Annotated in this window: 20 protein-coding genes and 1 riboswitch; of the genes, 19 read left to right on the top strand and 1 reads right to left on the bottom strand. The window is 37.6% G+C overall.

The window, feature by feature from the left end:
* The first annotated feature begins 80 nt into the window (after positions 1-80).
* The 4 genes from JG537_RS06055 to JG537_RS06040 all read left to right on the top strand — a co-directional run bounded on the left by JG537_RS06055 (position 81) and on the right by JG537_RS06040 (position 3812).
* A complete protein-coding gene (locus JG537_RS06055; protein ID WP_132869892.1) occupies positions 81-635 on the top strand; it encodes a GNAT family N-acetyltransferase in 555 nt (184 codons plus the stop codon).
* Positions 628-1911, top strand: coding sequence for a CBS-HotDog domain-containing transcription factor SpxR (spxR, locus tag JG537_RS06050; protein ID WP_199544327.1), 1284 nt, complete (start codon positions 628-630; stop codon positions 1909-1911). Before JG537_RS06055 ends, spxR begins: the two co-directional genes overlap by 8 nt.
* Before the next feature lie 118 nt (positions 1912-2029).
* Positions 2030-2890 (top strand): methionyl aminopeptidase, encoded by an 861-nt coding sequence (locus tag JG537_RS06045; RefSeq protein ID WP_004231028.1) that lies wholly within the window; start codon positions 2030-2032, stop codon positions 2888-2890.
* A gap of 1 nt (position 2891) precedes the next feature.
* Positions 2892-3812, top strand: a complete 921-nt coding sequence (locus JG537_RS06040) for a YihY/virulence factor BrkB family protein (RefSeq protein ID WP_132869850.1) — start codon at positions 2892-2894, stop codon at positions 3810-3812.
* Positions 3813-3826: 14 nt separating this feature from the next.
* Here JG537_RS06040 and JG537_RS06035 read toward each other — a convergent pair whose 3' ends face one another.
* Entirely contained in the window at positions 3827-4252 is a 426-nt protein-coding gene (locus JG537_RS06035) for a GtrA family protein (protein WP_132869849.1), read from the bottom strand.
* 28 nt (positions 4253-4280) lie between these two features.
* Positions 4281-4388, top strand: a riboswitch (PreQ1 riboswitch).
* 3 nt (positions 4389-4391) lie between these two features.
* Here JG537_RS06035 and JG537_RS06030 point away from each other — a divergent pair.
* From JG537_RS06030 to JG537_RS05960, 15 genes are all read left to right on the top strand, one after another.
* Complete coding sequence (locus tag JG537_RS06030; RefSeq protein WP_199544323.1) at positions 4392-4901, top strand: QueT transporter family protein; 510 nt, start codon at positions 4392-4394, stop codon at positions 4899-4901.
* Between the two features lie 117 nt (positions 4902-5018).
* On the top strand, positions 5019-6977 hold the full coding sequence (gene ligA, locus JG537_RS06025; protein ID WP_132869823.1) for an NAD-dependent DNA ligase LigA: 1959 nt from the start codon (positions 5019-5021) through the stop codon (positions 6975-6977).
* Between the two features lie 18 nt (positions 6978-6995).
* A complete protein-coding gene (locus JG537_RS06020) occupies positions 6996-8021 on the top strand; it encodes a diacylglycerol kinase family lipid kinase (RefSeq protein ID WP_199544320.1) in 1026 nt (341 codons plus the stop codon).
* A 331-nt stretch (positions 8022-8352) separates the two neighbouring features.
* Positions 8353-8556: a F0F1 ATP synthase subunit C gene (locus JG537_RS06015; protein WP_039697151.1), complete on the top strand. Its 204-nt coding sequence runs from the start codon at positions 8353-8355 to the stop codon at positions 8554-8556.
* 38 nt (positions 8557-8594) lie between these two features.
* The gene (gene atpB, locus JG537_RS06010; RefSeq protein WP_132869449.1) at positions 8595-9314 is read left to right on the top strand and encodes a F0F1 ATP synthase subunit A; all 720 of its coding nucleotides are present in this window, start codon (positions 8595-8597) and stop codon (positions 9312-9314) included.
* 14 nt (positions 9315-9328) lie between these two features.
* Positions 9329-9826: a F0F1 ATP synthase subunit B gene (gene atpF / locus JG537_RS06005; protein ID WP_074481980.1), complete on the top strand. Its 498-nt coding sequence runs from the start codon at positions 9329-9331 to the stop codon at positions 9824-9826.
* Positions 9826-10362 (top strand): F0F1 ATP synthase subunit delta, encoded by a 537-nt coding sequence (locus JG537_RS06000; protein ID WP_132869448.1) that lies wholly within the window; start codon positions 9826-9828, stop codon positions 10360-10362. The genes atpF and JG537_RS06000 overlap by 1 nt, the downstream gene beginning before the upstream one ends.
* 15 nt (positions 10363-10377) lie before the next feature.
* Positions 10378-11883 (top strand): F0F1 ATP synthase subunit alpha, encoded by a 1506-nt coding sequence (atpA, locus tag JG537_RS05995; protein ID WP_132869447.1) that lies wholly within the window; start codon positions 10378-10380, stop codon positions 11881-11883.
* A 14-nt stretch (positions 11884-11897) separates the two neighbouring features.
* Positions 11898-12776 (top strand): F0F1 ATP synthase subunit gamma, encoded by an 879-nt coding sequence (locus tag JG537_RS05990; RefSeq protein ID WP_132869446.1) that lies wholly within the window; start codon positions 11898-11900, stop codon positions 12774-12776.
* 64 nt (positions 12777-12840) lie between these two features.
* Complete coding sequence (gene atpD, locus JG537_RS05985) at positions 12841-14247, top strand: F0F1 ATP synthase subunit beta (RefSeq protein ID WP_039697146.1); 1407 nt, start codon at positions 12841-12843, stop codon at positions 14245-14247.
* Positions 14248-14259: 12 nt separating this feature from the next.
* Positions 14260-14676, top strand: coding sequence for a F0F1 ATP synthase subunit epsilon (locus JG537_RS05980; RefSeq protein WP_074481984.1), 417 nt, complete (start codon positions 14260-14262; stop codon positions 14674-14676).
* A 143-nt stretch (positions 14677-14819) separates the two neighbouring features.
* Complete coding sequence (locus JG537_RS05975; RefSeq protein WP_199544318.1) at positions 14820-15056, top strand: DUF1146 family protein; 237 nt, start codon at positions 14820-14822, stop codon at positions 15054-15056.
* A gap of 61 nt (positions 15057-15117) precedes the next feature.
* A complete protein-coding gene (murA, locus tag JG537_RS05970) occupies positions 15118-16392 on the top strand; it encodes a UDP-N-acetylglucosamine 1-carboxyvinyltransferase (RefSeq protein WP_281402429.1) in 1275 nt (424 codons plus the stop codon).
* Between the two features lie 2 nt (positions 16393-16394).
* Positions 16395-16583, top strand: a complete 189-nt coding sequence (locus tag JG537_RS05965) for a DNA-directed RNA polymerase subunit beta (RefSeq protein ID WP_199544316.1) — start codon at positions 16395-16397, stop codon at positions 16581-16583.
* 120 nt (positions 16584-16703) lie between these two features.
* Positions 16704-17570: a DNA/RNA non-specific endonuclease gene (locus JG537_RS05960; protein ID WP_199544314.1), complete on the top strand. Its 867-nt coding sequence runs from the start codon at positions 16704-16706 to the stop codon at positions 17568-17570.
* The last annotated feature ends 193 nt before the right edge of the window (positions 17571-17763 follow it).

The raw sequence follows: 17763 nt of genomic DNA, 5'->3' as shown, positions 1-17763 counted from the left end.
AGCCTTAGGGGCTTCTTTTTTGTTTAGACTCTCTAAAGTGTATCAAACCAATTTTAAAAGCCGTGTGTTATAATAAAGTCATGGATATTTGGACGCGTTTAGGACGATATGCTTTTTTTGAAACAGAACGCATGTATTTACGTCCTTTTACATATAAGGATAGTCAGGATTTTTTTGAAATCTGTAGCAATCCTGATAATCTTCGCTTTATTTTCCCAAGTCGCGCGACGCGTGAAGAAAGTGACTTTCTCATGGTTCATTATTTTATGAAGGAACCACTTGGAGTTTGGGCGATTGAAGATAAAAAAACTCGTAAAATGATTGGTTGTATTCGTTTTGAAAAATTAGATGCCAATCATTTAACGACAGAAATTGGTTATTTTATGAACCAAGCATTCTGGGGAAAAGGGCTAATGACTGAAAGTTTAAAAACACTTGCCTTTTTGAGTTTTCATGAGTTAGGCTTGAAGGAGTTGCATGTGATTGCTCATGCAGAAAATATAGCGAGTCAGCGAGTAGCGCAAAAATCAGGTTTCACTTTGAAACATCAATTTAAGGGAAGTGACCGCTATAGTCGAAAAATGCGCGATTATGTTGATTATCAGTTGAGTAAAGGTGACTATCGTTATGAGTAAACATCAGAAAATATTAGACTATCTGGAGAATTTAGCTGTTGGAAAGCGCGTGAGTGTGCGCAGTATCTCGAATCATTTAAATGTTAGTGATGGGACAGCCTATCGCGCTATCAAAGAAGCTGAAAATCGAGGAATTGTTGAGACAAGGCCTCGAAGTGGTACGGTTCGCATTGAGAAAAAGCCAGCGGTTCATATCGAGCGACTAACCTATTCAGAAATTGCTCGCATCAGTGATTCAGAAGTTCTGGCTGGTAAAGCTGGGCTTAGTCGAGAATTTAGCAAGTTTTCAATTGGAGCGATGACACAAGAAAATATTTTGCGCTATTTAGTTAAAGGTGGTCTTTTAATTGTTGGGGACCGAGAAAACATTCAGTTACTAGCGCTTGAAAAGCACAACGCTATTTTAGTAACTGGAGGATTTTCAGTTTCTGAAGCTGTTATTCGCTTAGCTGATGAACTTGGTATTCCTGTTATGGTAACTAACTATGACACTTTTACTGTTGCGACAATGATTAACCATGCTTTGTCTAACCTTCGTATTAAAACAGATTTAACAACAGTTGAACAAGTTTATCAAGTTAAAGCAGATTATGGTTTTTTACGCGAAGGTGATACTGTGCGTGATTTCAATACCTTGATTAAACAAACAAAGAACGTGCGTTTCCCAGTTGTTAATAGTAAAAATGTGGTTATCGGCGTTGTTAGTATGCTAGATGTCGTCGATAAAGATAATAACGTTGATATTAAGAGCATCATGTCTCGAAATCTAATTGTTGCAAAGCCACAAGCAAGCTTAGCTAATATTAGTCAAAAGATGATTTTTGAAGATCTTAATATGCTTCCTGTTGTGGCAGAAGATTTGACCTTGCTTGGAGTGATTACAAGACGACAAGCTGTTGAGAATTTACAAAATCTACAGCATTCTAGTCCATATACATATAGCGACCAGATGTTGTCTAATTTGAAGCAAGAAGATGGTGTTTACCAGTTTATTGTTGAGCCAGCTATGATTGATCATGCAGGGAATTTTGCGCAGGGTGTTCTGACAGAATTTATTAAGGAAATCAGTGTTCGTGTTTTAACTAAAAAACATCAAAAGAATATCATTATTGAACAATTAATGCTTTATTTCTTGCAAGCTGTTCAGATTGATGATCGTTTGGTGATTCAACCAAGTATTATTACAGAAAAACGTCGTAGCTCGGTGATTGATTTTGAAATTCTTTTAGATGATCAAATTGTCGCCAAAGCTCTGGTAACGACAAAAATCAATTAATTTTTTCTATCAAAAAGTGACTAGAACGTTACCTTTTTGACAGTTTAGTAACTATCGGTGTATAATTAAGGATACCGAAATACTTTTTACAGAGTTTATTATAGGAGTATATATTTATATGATTACATTGAAATCAGCTCGTGAAATTGAAGCAATGGATCGAGCAGGGGATTTTCTTGCATCTGTTCACATTGGTTTGCGTGAATTGATTAAACCAGGTCTAGATATGTGGGAAGTTGAAGAATATGTCCGTCGTCGTTGTAAAGAGGCAAATGCTCTCCCGCTTCAAATTGGTGTTGATGGTTCAATCATGGATTATCCATATGCAACTTGTTGTGGGCTTAATGACGAGGTAGCACATGCTTTCCCACGTCATTACATTCTAAAAGAAGGCGATCTGCTTAAAGTTGATATGGTTTTAAGTGAGCCGCTTGATAAGTCAGTTGTTGATGTATCAAAATTAGACTTTGATAATGTTGCCCAAGTTAAAAAATATACTGAATCATATTCTGGTGGTTTGGCTGACTCATGTTGGGCATACGCTGTTGGTGAAGTTTCAGAAGAAGTTAAAAATCTGATGGATGTTACCAAAGAATGCCTTTATATTGGTATTGAAAAAGCTGTTGTTGGTAACCGTATCGGTGATATCGGTGCAGCTATTCAAGAATATGCTGAAAGCCGTGGATACGGTGTTGTTCGTGATTTGGTAGGCCATGGAGTTGGTCCTACAATGCACGAAGAACCAATGGTACCTCACTACGGTAAAGCTGGTCGCGGTCTTCGTTTACGTGAAGGTATGGTGTTGACTGTTGAGCCAATGATTAATACAGGAACATGGGAAATTGATACTGACATGGAAACTGGCTGGGCTCATAAAACCCTTGATGGTGGTCTCTCATGTCAATACGAACACCAATTTGTGATTACAAAAGACGGTCCTGTTATTCTAACAAGCCAAGGAGAAGAAAGAACTTACTAAGATGCAGCGAAAGCAATTCTTAGACAAATTATGGTCTAAATTAGAGTGGCAACCGCTACAAGTTTATTTAAAACATTATCGCAGTGCTGAGATTGACTTATCAGCAATTGCTGTAGCTTATTATTTACTGCTAACAGCCTTTCCTTTGATTGTCATAGCAGCTAATATTTTCCCTTATCTGAACATTGATATTGATGTTTTGTTGGCGTTTATGAAAAAGAATTTGCCAACAAATCTTTATCCTTCTGTATCAGCTATCACGGTTGATATTTTCTCAAAACCTTCAGGTGGTATTTTGGGAGTTGCCACTTTAACAGCATTTTGGACTATGTCTAAATCATTGACCTCTCTTCAAAAAGCAATTAATAAAGCATATGGTGTTGCGCAACACAGAGATTTTGTTATTGGGCGATTGGTGGGAGTTATCGGAAGCCTTTTGATTCTATTCTTGCTAACTTTCGTTTTAATCTTCTCAACTTTTTCGAAAGCTGTTTTGCAAATCATCAATTCATATTATGATTTAAGTGATACGATAGCTACTGTAATTTTGCATCTATCACAACCGGTGACGGTTATAACTATTGTTATTGGATTGATGTTACTGTATTTTATTCTACCTAATGTAAAAATTCGTCGTTTCCGTTATATTTTACCTGGAACGATTTTTACATCAATCGTCATTGTGTTCTTGAATAATTTGTTTAGTAGCTATATTCTACGAACATTTGAACGAATGGTAGATATTAAAACATTTGGATCTGTCGTTATCTTTGTTTTAATGTTGTGGTTTATTTTTCTTGCGCATATCTTGATTTTGGGAGCTATTTTCAATGCAACTTATCAAGAACTTCGTCAAGGTAAAATGGAAAGTAGACGAGGTGATTTGCTGTCTATCTTAACACAACGAGGCAAAAAAAAATAACACCTTTTTAGGTGTTATTTTTTATCTTTGAAAACAAGTAATTTACTAAAAACATAGTTTAAAACGATGATTAATACTTGTGAAAAGAGTGTCTCGATAGCATTGACCATTGAGATGTTATCATTAACAAATTGTCCAATGATGTGTGGGAATTTTGTTACCAAGAAGTAAGCCAAAGCTAAATCGAGTACAAGCGTTGATAAGCGAGCAATAGTGAATTTGACCAAACGTTCAAACCAACCTTTACGAACTTGATTAAAGACAAAGTAATCGTTAGTAAAGAAGGCAAATATAATGGCTGTAACGTTGGCAACCACAGCAGAAAATGTTGCCGATGTGGTTAATGAAAAGATAGCTAAGCGTGTTCCCATGTAAACAAGTGTTGCTAGGACACCGAAAAAAAGATACTTAAAAATTTCGCTAGTGATTAATTTTTTCATAGGTCTACTATATCAAATTTTATGAATTTGTGCTATACTTTTAAGCGTTGTCTAGACAACCCTTGGCGCTTATTTCCCTTTCGCCAAGCATATTATAAACGTAGAAGGGGACTTCTAACGTTAAAGGAGAAAATTGATTATGAAAAATTTCACGATTCGTGATTTTGTCCAAGTTGCTCTTGTCGCAGCTCTTTATATTGTTTTAACAATCACACCGCCATTAAATGCTATTTCTTATGGTGCTTATCAATTTCGAGTGTCAGAAATGTTGGCCTTTTTAGCCTTTTACAATCGAAAATATATCATTGGTTTGACAGCTGGTTGTATGATTGCTAACCTTTATAGTTTTGGTTTGATTGATGTTCTTGTTGGTGGTAGTCAAACATTTATCTTTTTGACTTTAGGGGTTATGCTATTTAGTCGTTACAAAGATCAATATGTGTTTAATGGTTTGTTTAACAAAGCATTTTTCTATTTTTCACTCTTATTTGCAGCATCAATGTTTACAATCGCTTTAGAATTGTATGTTGTTGCTGATGCGCCATTCTTGATGACATGGTTTACGTCAGCAGTAGGAGAACTTGCCTCTCTTCTCATTGGCTCACTTATCATGGATAAATTAGGAAAACGCCTTGATTTAACAGCATAATAGAAAAAAGGAGCTTCCATTTTTGGAAGTTTTTTTCTATACATAATAAAAAATATAATTCAAAAAAATGATAAGTTTTAAAAGGTATTTTTTTACAGATGTGATAAAATAGTATATATGAAAGAACGTATTCAACAGTTGGTTGATGAACTCAACCAGTATAGAAAAGAGTATTATACACAAGACCAACCAACGGTCTCTGATAGTGAGTATGACAAGCTCTATCGTGAATTGGTAGAGCTTGAAAAGGCTAATCCAGAATTGATTTTACCGGATAGTCCGACACAGGCAGTTGGTGGCCTTATTTTAGATGGATTTGAAAAATATCAACATGAAACACCCTTGTACAGTTTACAAGATGCTTTTTCACGTGAGGAATTAAATGATTTTGATCGTCGTGTGAAAGCAGAATTTCCAAACGCTTCATACATGGCTGAACTCAAGATTGATGGTCTTTCAGTTTCTTTAGTTTATGTTGATGGTGTTTTGCAAGTAGGGGCCACACGTGGCGATGGTTCAGTTGGTGAAAATATCACTGAAAATGTTAAACGTATTAAAGATATTCCTCACAAATTAGAGCAGCCATTAACGCTTACTGTACGTGGTGAGGCTTACCTGCCAAGAGAATCTTTTGATAAGATTAACGAAGAACGCCGTGAAAGTGGTCAGTCTGAATTTGCTAATCCTCGTAATGCAGCAGCAGGGACTCTTCGTCAGTTAAATACAGCAGTTGTTGCCAAGCGTAATCTAGCAACATTTCTTTACCAAGAAGTGGCCTCAACAAGCATGACAACTCAAAATGATGTTTTGGAAGAACTTTCTCGTTATGGTTTTTCTGTTAACCCAAGGCGCATCACGACTTCTTCTATGGATGACATTTGGGATTTCATTCAAGAAGTAGCAGCTGAGCGTGACAATTTGCCGTATGATATTGACGGGATTGTTATTAAGGTTAACAGCTTAGCTATGCAAGAGGAACTTGGCTTTACCGTAAAAGCACCACGCTGGGCCATTGCTTATAAGTTTCCAGCTGAAGAAAAGGAAGCTGAGATTTTATCAGTTGATTGGACGGTTGGACGAACAGGGGTTGTAACACCGACAGCTAATTTGACTCCAGTTCAACTAGCAGGAACAACAGTTAGTCGTGCAACTTTGCACAATGTTGATTATATTGCTGAAAAAGATATCCGCATTGGAGATACTGTTATTGTTTACAAAGCGGGAGATATTATTCCAGCGGTTCTTCATGTTGTTGAGAGCAAGCGCGATAAACAAGTGCCAATGCCAATTCCTAAGGTGTGTCCATCTTGTGGTAGTGAGCTTATTCATTATGAAGATGAGGTGGCCCTTCGTTGTATTAATCCTCTTTGTCCAAGCCAGATTCAAGAACGCCTAACACATTTTGCTAGTCGTGATGCCATGAATATTACTGGTTTAGGTCCTTCGATTGTAAAAAAACTATTTGCTGCGGATTTGGTACATGATGTTGCGGATATCTATCAACTGACTGTTGAAGATTTATTAACGCTTGATGGTTTTAAAGAAAAATCTGCTGAAAAACTTTATAATGCTATTCAAGCCTCTAAAGCTAATTCAGCTGAAAAATTATTATTTGGTTTAGGAATCCGTCATGTTGGTGCTAAAGCAAGTCGTCAGCTTTTAGAAGTTTTTGAAAGTATTGAAAATCTAGTAGCGGCAGATGAAGATGCTATCGCTAATATTGATGGTCTTGGAACAGTTATTGCTAAGTCATTGCGCAGCTATTTTGCCAAAAAAGAAGCAGAAGACCTTTTGGCAGAATTAAAAAATGCTGGTGTTAATTTTGCTTATCTTGGAAAGAAAGTTTCTAAGGATGCTCAATTGGCAGGATTAACAGTAGTTTTAACAGGAAAACTCCAACGCTTAACGCGAAATGAAGCTAAAGAAAAGTTGCAAGATTTAGGAGCTAAAGTTACAGGCAGTGTTTCTAAAAAGACTGATATTGTCGTTGCAGGAGCAGATGCTGGTTCAAAATTGACAAAAGCCCAAGCCCTTGGAATTGAAGTTCGTGATGAAGCTTGGTTAGAAAGTTTATAATCTTTTTGAGGTATTAAAATGGTCAAAAAACAAAAACGAGCACGTTTAATCTATAATCCGACCTCTGGCCAGGAAATTATGAAGAAAAATGTTGCCGAAGTGCTAGATATTTTGGAAGGCTTTGGTTATGAAACATCAGCCTTTCAAACTACACCAGAAGAAAATTCAGCTCGCGATGAGGCAAATAGAGCTGCTAAAGCAGGTTTTGATTTGGTTATTGCGGCTGGTGGTGATGGAACGATTAATGAAGTTGTTAACGGAATTGCTCCGCTACCTAAACGACCAAAAATGGCAATTATTCCAACTGGTACGACAAATGACTTTGCGCGTGCCCTAAAAATTCCTCGCGGAAATCCAGTTGAAGCTGCAAAAATTATTGGTAAAAACCAACTCATCCATATGGATATTGGTCAAGCGCGTGAGGATACTTATTTCATTAATATTGCTGCGGCTGGCTCATTTACAGAATTAACTTACAGTGTGCCAAGTCAGCTAAAAACAATGTTTGGATATTTAGCCTACTTAGCAAAAGGTGTTGAGCTTTTACCAGGTATTCGAACTGTTCCAGTTCGTATCAAACACGAAAAAGGTGTTTTTGAAGGCGATGTGTCAATGATTTTTGCTGCCATTACTAATTCTGTTGGTGGCTTTGAACAAATTGCGCCTGATGCCAAGCTTGATGATGGTAAGTTTACATTGATTTTAGTGAAAACAGCCAACTTGATTGAGATTTTACACTTGATTCGTTTGGTACTTGATGGTGGTAAACATATTGGTGATAAACGTATTGAATATATCAAGACAGATTCCTTGGAAATTGAACCATTATCAGATAAGAAGATGATGATTAATTTGGATGGTGAATACGGTGGAGACGCTCCAATCAAACTTCGTAACCTTAAAAATCACATTACTTTCTTTGCTAATACAGATGAAATTTCAGATGATGCCTTGGTTTGGGATCAAGAAGATTTGGCACTAGAAGCGATTGCTCAAAAATTCGCTCATGAAGTTGAAGATTTAGATGATTCAATGGATAAGTGATTGAAAAGTATAACTTGCTATTTTAATATTAGAATGAGGTTTTATTTTACTATGCTCAAACAAGCATAAAAACAGTTTTTGGACATTCTGTCTAATTTTGTGTTTTCCAACATGATTTGTATAGAAAATCTACCATAAAATGTTAGTAAATAATGCTCAAAAAGCCTAAAGGGAAGCGGATTTAGCCGTTTTCCTTTTTGTATTGCAAAAAAACTAAACAAAGGTTAAGTATAGTCTGGGAAAACGTTTCCGAAAACGGTGATTTCGTTGACAATTCCTTAAAATAGGACTAAAATAACGAAGTAAAAAATTTTAAAAGGAGATTCATATCATGTTGAATTTAAAAATCTTAGCACTTGGTCTTGCCGTACTAGGAGTTAGTCTTGGTGAAGGTATCCTCGTTGCCAACATTGCAAAATCTGCAGCACGTCAACCTGAAATGTTCAGCAAATTGCAAACACTTATGTTCCTTGGAGTAGCCTTCATCGAAGGTACATTCTTCGTCCTTCTTGCATCTACATTCTTCGTTGGATAATTCTAACTAAGAACTTTTAAAAAGAAGGAGGGATAAAGTTGGAAACATCTGTAAATCCAACAGCGCATGTCTTTGGTATTGAGTTTGACTTAACCATTTTAGCGATGTCTCTCTTGACGGTGATTATTTCCTTCGGTATCATTTTTTGGGCAACTCGAAAAATGACTTTAAAACCTAAAGGAAAGCAAAATTTCATTGAGTATATCTACGAGTTTGTACAAAATACGATTAAGCCTAATCTAGGAGAATACACTCCTAAGTACAGCTTGTTGATGTTTACGTTCTTCTTTTTCATTCTGATTGCTAACAACCTTGGGTTGGTAGTTAAATTGGAGTCTGATGATTATAACTTTTGGACATCTCCAACATCAACTTTTATGGTCGATTTTACACTATCTTTAATCATCGCGATTGTTGTACATGTTGAAGGTATTCGAAAGAAAGGTGTTAAAGCATATTTGAAAGGTTATCTAAGTCCTTTCCCAATGATGCTCCCAATGAACATCTTAGAGCAACTTACTAACGTATTGTCACTTGCTCTACGTTTATTTGGTAACATTTATGCTGGTGAAGTCGTTACTGCTTTGATTGTAGGCTTTGGTACAAAAAGCTTAGTTTTTGCACCATTTGCATTTGCTCTTAACTTGGCTTGGGTTGCTTTCTCAGCCTTTATCGGATGCATTCAAGCATATGTATTTACTATTTTGTCATCTAAATATATCTCAGAAAAACTCCCAGAAGATGAGGATGAATCTTAAGAAAGGAATAATCAATGGAAACACTAATCAATAGTACAAGTATTGGTAATATTATTATTACTGCTGGTTCAGTGATCCTTTTGTTGGTTCTCATCAAACTTTTTGCTTGGGAACAATTGACAGGGATCTTTACCGCTCGTGAAGAAAAAATTGCTAATGATATTGATGGTGCAGAAGCAGCACGTAAAGAAGCAGAAGCTCTTGCTGCTAAACGCCAAGAAGAGTTAGCTGGCGCTCGTACTGAGGCAACACAAATTATTGATGATGCCAAAGAAACTGGTAAAAATCAAGAGGCTAAAATTGTCGCTGAAGCACGCGAAGAAGCAGGTCGCTTGAAAGCTAAAGCTAATCAAGATATCGAACAAAGTAAAGCAGAAGCTCTTTCAAGTGTTAAAAGTGATGTTGCTGATTTGACTGTTCTTTTGGCAGAAAAAATCATGACAACAAACCTTGATAAAGAAGCTCAAAGCAATCTCATTGATAGCTATCTTGACAAGCTAGGAGATGCCTAATGGATAAAAAGACACAAGCTCTTGTTGAGCAATATGCGAAAAGTCTCGTAGAAATTGCTATTGAAAAAGACAGTTTAGCTGAACTCCAATCAGAAACAGAAGCTTTGTTGTCTGTTTTTGAAGAGACAAACTTAGCTGACTTCTTGTCAAGTTTAGTCGTTTCACGTGATGAAAAAGTAAAACTTGTTAGGTTGCTTCAAGAGTCTAGTTCAGTTTACATGAACAATTTTCTTGAGGTAATTTTACAGAATGAACGAGAAGCGTTCTTGAAAGCCATCTTAGAAGGTGTTCAAAAAGATTTTGTTATCGCAACAAACCAACACGATATTGTTGTAACAACTGCGGTAGCTTTAACTGATGAACAAAAAGAACGTATCCTAGCTTTGGTAGCTAATAAATTTGGCGTTAAAGCAGGAAAACTCGTTGAAAACATTGATGAATCAATCCTTGGTGGTTTTGTCATCAATGTTAATAATAAAGTAATTGACACAAGTATTCGTCGTCAATTGCAAGAATTTAAAATGAATTTGAAATAGAAAGTGGTGTGACTTTTGGCAATTAATGCACAAGAAATTAGCGCTTTAATTAAAAAGCAAATTGAAAACTTCCAGCCAAATTTTGACGTCACAGAAACTGGTGTTGTCACTTATATCGGTGATGGTATCGCTCGTGCTCGTGGTCTTGATAATGCCATGAGTGGAGAACTTCTTGAATTTTCAAATGGTGCCTTCGGTATGGCTCAAAACCTTGAGTCAAATGACGTTGGTATCATCATTCTTGGAGACTTCTCTACAATTCGTGAAGGTGATGAAGTAAAACGTACTGGTAAAATCATGGAAGTACCAGTAGGTGAAGCTCTTATCGGTCGTGTTGTTAACCCACTTGGTCAACCAGTAGATGGTCTTGGTGATATCAAGACAACTGCTACACGTCCAGTTGAAACACCTGCACCAGGCGTTATGCAACGTAAATCAGTTTCTGAACCACTCCAAACAGGTCTTAAAGCGATTGACGCTTTGGTTCCAATTGGACGTGGTCAACGTGAATTAATTATCGGTGACCGTCAAACAGGTAAAACATCTGTTGCGATTGACGCAATTTTGAACCAAAAAGGACAAGATATGATTTGTATCTATGTTGCGATTGGTCAAAAAGAATCAACTGTTCGTACACAAGTTGAAACACTTCGTAAATACGGTGCCCTTGATTACACAATCGTTGTGACAGCCTCAGCTTCACAACCTTCTCCATTACTTTACATCGCTCCATATGCTGGTGTTGCAATGGCTGAAGAATTCATGTATAACGGTAAACACGTATTGATTGTATATGATGATTTGTCAAAACAAGCGGTAGCTTACCGTGAACTGTCACTTCTTCTTCGTCGTCCACCAGGACGTGAAGCTTATCCAGGTGATGTCTTCTATCTTCACAGTCGTTTGCTTGAACGTTCTGCGAAAGTTTCAGATGCACTTGGTGGAGGTTCTATTACAGCTCTTCCATTTATCGAAACACAAGCAGGTGATATCTCAGCTTATATCGCCACAAACGTGATTTCAATCACTGACGGACAAATCTTCTTGCAAGAAAATCTTTTCAACTCAGGTATTCGTCCTGCGATTGATGCTGGTTCATCAGTATCTCGTGTTGGTGGTTCTGCACAAATCAAAGCAATGAAGAAAGTTGCTGGTACACTTCGTCTTGACTTGGCTTCTTACCGTGAACTTGAAGCCTTCACTCAATTCGGTTCTGATTTGGATGCTGCAACTCAAGCTAAACTTAACCGTGGACGTCGTACAGTTGAAGTACTTAAACAACCAGTTCACAAACCACTTCCAGTTGAAAAACAAGTTGTGATTTTGTACGCACTTACTCATGGTTTCTTGGATGATGTGCCAGTAAATGACATCCTAGCATTCGAAGAAGCTTTGTATGAATACTTTGATGCACACTACGAATCAATCTTTGAAACTATCCGTACAACAAAAGATTTACCTGAAGAATCTGTCTTAGATGCAGCTATTAAAGCCTTTAAAGATCAGTCAGAATTCAAATAAGAGGGAGGTAGCATATGGCAGGCTCTCTTAGTGAAATCAAAGGGAAAATTATTTCAACTCAGAAAACAAGTCATATTACTGGTGCCATGCAAATGGTATCAGCTGCAAAATTGACTAAATCTGAGCAAGCAGCAAAAGATTTCCAAGTTTACGCTTCAAAAATTCGTCAAATCACAACTGACTTATTGAAATCAGAACTTGTTAATGGTTCAAAAAATCCAATGCTAGCCGCTCGTCCTGTTAAAAAGACTGGTTATATTGTAATCACGTCTGATAAAGGGCTTGTTGGTGGATATAATTCAAAAATTCTTAAAGCTATGATGGATCTTATTGAAGAATATCATGCTAAAGATGATAGTTATGCCATCATCGCTATTGGTGGTATTGGTGCTGATTTCTTTAAAGCTCGTGGAATGAACGTTGTCTTTGAATTGCGTGGTTTGGAAGATCAGCCATCATACGAACAAGTTGGAAATATCATCGCAAAATCAGTTGAGATGTACAAAAACGAACTGTTCGATGAATTATATGTATGTTACAATCACCACGTGAATAGCTTGACTAGTCAAGTTCGTGTTCAACAAATGCTTCCAATCGCTGAATTGGACGCTGATGAAGCAGCAGAAGAAGGTGTATCTGGCTTTGAATTGGAACCAAATCGTGAATTGATTTTGGAACAACTTTTGCCACAATATACTGAAAGTCTTATTTATGGTGCTATTGTTGATGCGAAAACTGCTGAACATGCCGCAGGTATGACAGCTATGCAAACAGCTACTGATAATGCCAAAAACGTTATTAACGATTTGACTATTCAGTACAACCGTGCGCGTCAAGCTGCTATTACGCAAGAAATCACTGAAATTGTAGCAGGTGCTAACGCACTAGAATAATGTGAGAGCTTCTTAGCCTCATAAAAAGGGAGAAAATCCCTAAAAAATCTAAAAGGAGAAAAACATGAGCTCAGGCAAAATTGCTCAGGTTGTTGGTCCTGTCGTTGACGTTGCGTTTGCAGCTGGCGACAAACTACCTGAGATTAATAATGCATTGATTGTTTATAAAGATGGCGATAAATCTCAAAAAATCGTGCTCGAAGTTGCTCTTGAACTTGGAGACGGTCTTGTACGTACTATCGCTATGGAATCAACTGATGGGCTTACACGTGGATTAGAAGTTTTTGATACTGGTCGTCCAATCAGTGTACCAGTTGGTAAAGAAACTTTGGGTCGTGTGTTTAACGTTCTCGGGGATACAATTGACCTTGACGAACCATTTGCAGAAGATGCACCACGCGAACCAATTCACAAAAAAGCACCAGCTTTTGATGAATTATCAACATCATCAGAAATCCTTGAAACAGGTATCAAAGTTATTGACCTTCTTGCCCCTTACCTTAAAGGTGGTAAAGTCGGACTATTCGGTGGTGCCGGTGTTGGTAAAACCGTTCTTATCCAAGAATTGATTCACAATATTGCCCAAGAACACGGTGGTATCTCAGTATTTACCGGTGTTGGGGAACGTACACGTGAAGGTAATGACCTTTACTGGGAAATGAAAGAATCCGGCGTTATCGAAAAAACAGCCATGGTCTTCGGTCAAATGAATGAACCACCTGGAGCACGTATGCGTGTTGCCCTTACTGGTTTGACTATCGCTGAATACTTCCGTGATGTTGAAGGACAAGACGTGCTTCTTTTCATCGATAACATCTTCCGTTTCACTCAAGCAGGTTCTGAAGTATCAGCCCTTCTTGGTCGTATGCCATCAGCCGTTGGTTACCAACCAACATTGGCAACTGAAATGGGTCAATTGCAAGAACGTATCACATCAACTAAAAAAGGTTCTGTTACATCAATCCAAGCCATCTATGTGCCAGCCGATGACTATACTGACCCAGCGCCAGCAACAGCATTTGCTCACTTGGATTCAACAACTAACCTTGAACGTAAATTGACTCAAATGGGTATCTACCCAGCCGTTGACCCTCTTGCTTCAAGTTCACGTGCTCTTGCACCAGAAATTGTTGGTCAAGAACACTATGAAGTTGCAACAGAAGTTCAACGTGTTCTTCAACGTTACCGTGAATTGCAAGATATTATTGCCATCCTTGGTATGGATGAATTGTCAGACGAAGAAAAAACATTGGTTGGACGTGCTCGTCGTATCCAATTCTTCTTGTCACAAAACTTCAACGTTGCTGAACAATTTACAGGTATGCCTGGTTCATACGTACCAGTTGCTGAAACTGTTCGTGGCTTTAAAGAAATCTTGGAAGGTAAATACGATGATCTTCCAGAAGATGCTTTCCGTAACGTAGGTCCAATCGAGGATGTAGTTGAAAAAGCTAAGAAAATGAATTACTAATGAGGTGATACCATGACATTTATGACTGTTCAGGTAGTAACACCAGATGGTATTCGCTATGATCACCATGCTAATTTTATTTCAGTAAAAACACCGGATGGTGAGATGGGGATTTTGCCAGAACACATTAACCTCATTGCTCCGCTAACAGTTCACGAAATGAAAATCCGTCGTACAGATGATGACAATCACGTGGATTGGGTAGCTATCAACGGTGGTATTATTGAGATTAAAGACAATCTTGTGACAATTGTTGCAGATTCTGCAGAACGTGAACGCGATATCGATGTTAGCCGTGCAGAACGTGCTAAACTTCGTGCAGAACGTAAATTGGAACAAGCTCAAAGTACTCACGATATCGACGAAGTACGTCGTGCACAAGTTGCACTTCGCCGTGCTTTGAACCGTATCAGTGTTGGTAACAAATAAACATAAAAAGTCTGAGATTTGATTTCAGACTTTTTTGTTTTGTAACTAGTTATTTTGATGTTTTTTTGATGATAGTTTGGTGAAGAAGTTTTAGACTTGTTAACTTTTTTGTTGTCAAAAATGAAATCTGATATAATAGTCTTATGGAAATTTTAAATAGTTCAGTGACTTTAATTAGTCATCTTGTTTTTATTGCGATGACGCATCAAATTCTTCGTCAGTTATTTGATTGGTCAAAACTTATTAAGAATACACCTGAAAATATTGGTCGACTCAAAGTATTTATTCTCTTAGTGAGTATTGCGATTGGTTACATGGTCAGCCATTTTATTTTAGAAATTATTACTGTTAGTCAGAGTTTTTTCTTTGGTTTTCAATAAAAGCAATAATTGATAAACTATGATATAATTTTGATATTACAATATAAGAATGGAGTTCATTTTGGATAAAATTATTATTGAAGGCGGTAATACACGCCTAGAAGGAGAAGTAATCATTGAAGGAGCTAAGAATGCGGTTCTTCCTCTTCTTGCAGCGACAATTTTACCGAAGGAAGGAAAAACAGTTTTAACAAATGTTCCAATCCTTTCAGATGTCTTTACGATGAATAATGTTGTCCGTGGTTTAGATATTCAAGTCGATTTTGATGAAGCTAACAATACTATTGAAGTTGATGCTTCTGGAGATATTTTGGATATTGCCCCATATGAATATGTTAGCAAGATGCGTGCTTCAATCGTTGTTTTAGGACCAATTTTAGCGCGTAAAGGTCATGCCAAAGTTTCAATGCCTGGTGGTTGCACTATTGGAAGTCGTCCAATCGACCTTCACCTTAAAGGTTTGGAAGCTATGGGGGCAAAAATCACACAAGCTGGTGGTGATATTACAGCCACAGTTGATGGCAAACTTAAAGGGACAACAATTTATATGGATTTCCCATCAGTTGGTGCGACACAAAACTTGATGATGGCAGCAACTTTGGCAGATGGTGTGACCGTTATTGAAAATGTTGCACGTGAACCAGAAATTGTTGATTTGGCAATGTTGCTTAACAAGATGGGAGCTATTGTCAAAGGTGCCGGTACTGAAACCCTAACAATTACTGGTGTTGATAGTCTTCACGGTGTTGAACACGATGTTGTTCAAGACCGTATCGAAGCTGGGACATTTATGGTAGCAGCAGCGATGACATCAGGAAATGTTCTTGTTAGAGATGCAATCTGGGAACACAATCGTCCTTTGATTTCTAAATTGATTGAAATGGGTGTTACGGTTATTGATGAACCTGAAGGAATCCGTGTAATTGCTGATACGGCAAAATTAAAACCAGTGACGGTTAAAACACTTCCTCACCCAGGATTCCCTACAGATATGCAAGCTCAATTTACAGCTTTGATGGCAGTTGTTAATGGTGAGTCAACAATGATTGAAACTGTTTTTGAGAATCGTTTCCAACATTTGGAAGAAATGCGTCGTATGGGATTGCAATCAGAAATTATGCGTGATACAGCAATGATTCACGGTGGTTATGAATTGCAAGGTGCGCCTGTGATGTCAACAGACCTTCGTGCAAGTGCAGCTTTAATTTTAACAGGAATGGTTGCTAAAGGAACAACAACGGTTGGTCGTTTGAATCACCTTGATCGTGGTTACTACAAATTCCATGAAAAATTAGCTAAACTCGGAGCAAATATTAAACGTGTAAGTGAGGCGTAAAAATGACAAGTGGCTGGAAATACGTAGCAAAACAATTAGGATTAGTTCTAGTGGTTGCTCTTTTGGCTTGTTTATTCTTAGCAATTGGCTTGATAGTTGGGTATGGCGTCATCGGTGATGGTAAAAATCCACTTTCTATTTTATCGCTTGATAAATGGCAATCCATTATTGGTAAGTTTACAGGGCAATAAGATATAGTATTTTAGAGCAGCTTTATGGCACCTTTGAAGGTGTGTGAATATCGAAGTGGGATAATCGACTTTATGATTTTGATAAAGCACGATGTTCCACTTTTTTGGTGAAAGGATTTTATGGCAAAAAAATCAAAACTGTCTAAACAGACGAAATCATTTATTTCTTTAATCGTTTTATTAATTAGTATTGGCGCTGGTTGGCTGACAACATCGGATTCAAGTGATCCGGTTAATCAGCTGGTTTCCATGATTACAGGCGAATCAGCTACAAAAGTATCATCAAATCATTCTAGTTCGAATCAAGCAACGCCAAGTCAAGAATTGGCTGAAACAGTTTTGACAGATAATGTTAAAGCTCAGCTTGGTTCAAATTTAGAATGGAATGGGGCAGGTGCTTATTTAGTTAATGGAAACAAAACGTCTTTGAATGCAAGAGTATCAAGTAAGCCTTATGCCAATAATAAGACAAAACTTGTTCAAGGGCAGACAGTTCCGACCGTCGCAAATGCTTTATTAAGCAAGTCAACACGACAATATCGTAGCCGTGAGGAAACTGGGAATGGCTCAACGTCTTGGACACCAGCAGGCTGGCATCAAGTGCAAAATCTTTCAGGGACATATAGTCATGCGGTAGATCGTGGACATTTGCTTGGCTATGCTCTAGTTGGGGGATTAAAAAGTTTTGATGCTTCAACAAGTAACCCTGATAATGTAGCCACACAAACAGCTTGGGCAAATGAAGCGAGTTCTGAAGATTCAACAGGGCAAAACTATTATGAAGGTCTTGTCAGAAGAGCACTTGATCAGAATAAGCGTGTTCGCTACCGTGTGACATTAATCTATGATGGAGACAATATTCTCTCAAGTGGAACGCATTTGGAAGCCAAGTCATCTGATGGCAGTTTAGAGTTTAATGTCTTTATTCCAAATGTGCAAAGTGGCTTAACCATTGATTACTATTCAGGTCAGATTAGTGTGAATTAGTCAGTGATATTCAACCTTGTCAAATGTCAAAAAATTTGCTAGAATGGGTTGTAAATTGAATAGTGTCTTATGAGACTAGTAACCTTATGGCAGTTTAACAGGGAATGGAAGTCGTGACTGGAAGCTTCCTAGATGAAAGTTTGGCGAATTCACTCATGTTAAAGACGATGAATTAAGGTCTGCTAGTCAGATA

This window comes from Streptococcus vicugnae (assembly GCF_016461705.1).
In the GTDB taxonomy this organism is placed as follows: Bacteria; Bacillota; Bacilli; order Lactobacillales; family Streptococcaceae; genus Streptococcus; species Streptococcus vicugnae.
This window is presented reverse-complemented; position numbering and strand designations above follow the sequence as displayed.

Coding starts and splice junctions, on each gene's coding strand:
- JG537_RS06055 (WP_132869892.1), top strand. CDS start 81: ATGGATATTTGGACGCGTTTAGGACGATATGCTTTTTTTGAAACAGAA.
- spxR (WP_199544327.1), top strand. CDS start 628: ATGAGTAAACATCAGAAAATATTAGACTATCTGGAGAATTTAGCTGTT.
- JG537_RS06045 (WP_004231028.1), top strand. CDS start 2,030: ATGATTACATTGAAATCAGCTCGTGAAATTGAAGCAATGGATCGAGCA.
- JG537_RS06040 (WP_132869850.1), top strand. CDS start 2,892: ATGCAGCGAAAGCAATTCTTAGACAAATTATGGTCTAAATTAGAGTGG.
- JG537_RS06035 (WP_132869849.1), bottom strand. CDS start 4,252: ATGAAAAAATTAATCACTAGCGAAATTTTTAAGTATCTTTTTTTCGGT.
- JG537_RS06030 (WP_199544323.1), top strand. CDS start 4,392: ATGAAAAATTTCACGATTCGTGATTTTGTCCAAGTTGCTCTTGTCGCA.
- ligA (WP_132869823.1), top strand. CDS start 5,019: ATGAAAGAACGTATTCAACAGTTGGTTGATGAACTCAACCAGTATAGA.
- JG537_RS06020 (WP_199544320.1), top strand. CDS start 6,996: ATGGTCAAAAAACAAAAACGAGCACGTTTAATCTATAATCCGACCTCT.
- JG537_RS06015 (WP_039697151.1), top strand. CDS start 8,353: ATGTTGAATTTAAAAATCTTAGCACTTGGTCTTGCCGTACTAGGAGTT.
- atpF (WP_074481980.1), top strand. CDS start 9,329: ATGGAAACACTAATCAATAGTACAAGTATTGGTAATATTATTATTACT.
- JG537_RS06000 (WP_132869448.1), top strand. CDS start 9,826: ATGGATAAAAAGACACAAGCTCTTGTTGAGCAATATGCGAAAAGTCTC.
- JG537_RS05990 (WP_132869446.1), top strand. CDS start 11,898: ATGGCAGGCTCTCTTAGTGAAATCAAAGGGAAAATTATTTCAACTCAG.
- atpD (WP_039697146.1), top strand. CDS start 12,841: ATGAGCTCAGGCAAAATTGCTCAGGTTGTTGGTCCTGTCGTTGACGTT.
- JG537_RS05980 (WP_074481984.1), top strand. CDS start 14,260: ATGACATTTATGACTGTTCAGGTAGTAACACCAGATGGTATTCGCTAT.
- JG537_RS05975 (WP_199544318.1), top strand. CDS start 14,820: ATGGAAATTTTAAATAGTTCAGTGACTTTAATTAGTCATCTTGTTTTT.
- JG537_RS05965 (WP_199544316.1), top strand. CDS start 16,395: ATGACAAGTGGCTGGAAATACGTAGCAAAACAATTAGGATTAGTTCTA.
- JG537_RS05960 (WP_199544314.1), top strand. CDS start 16,704: ATGGCAAAAAAATCAAAACTGTCTAAACAGACGAAATCATTTATTTCT.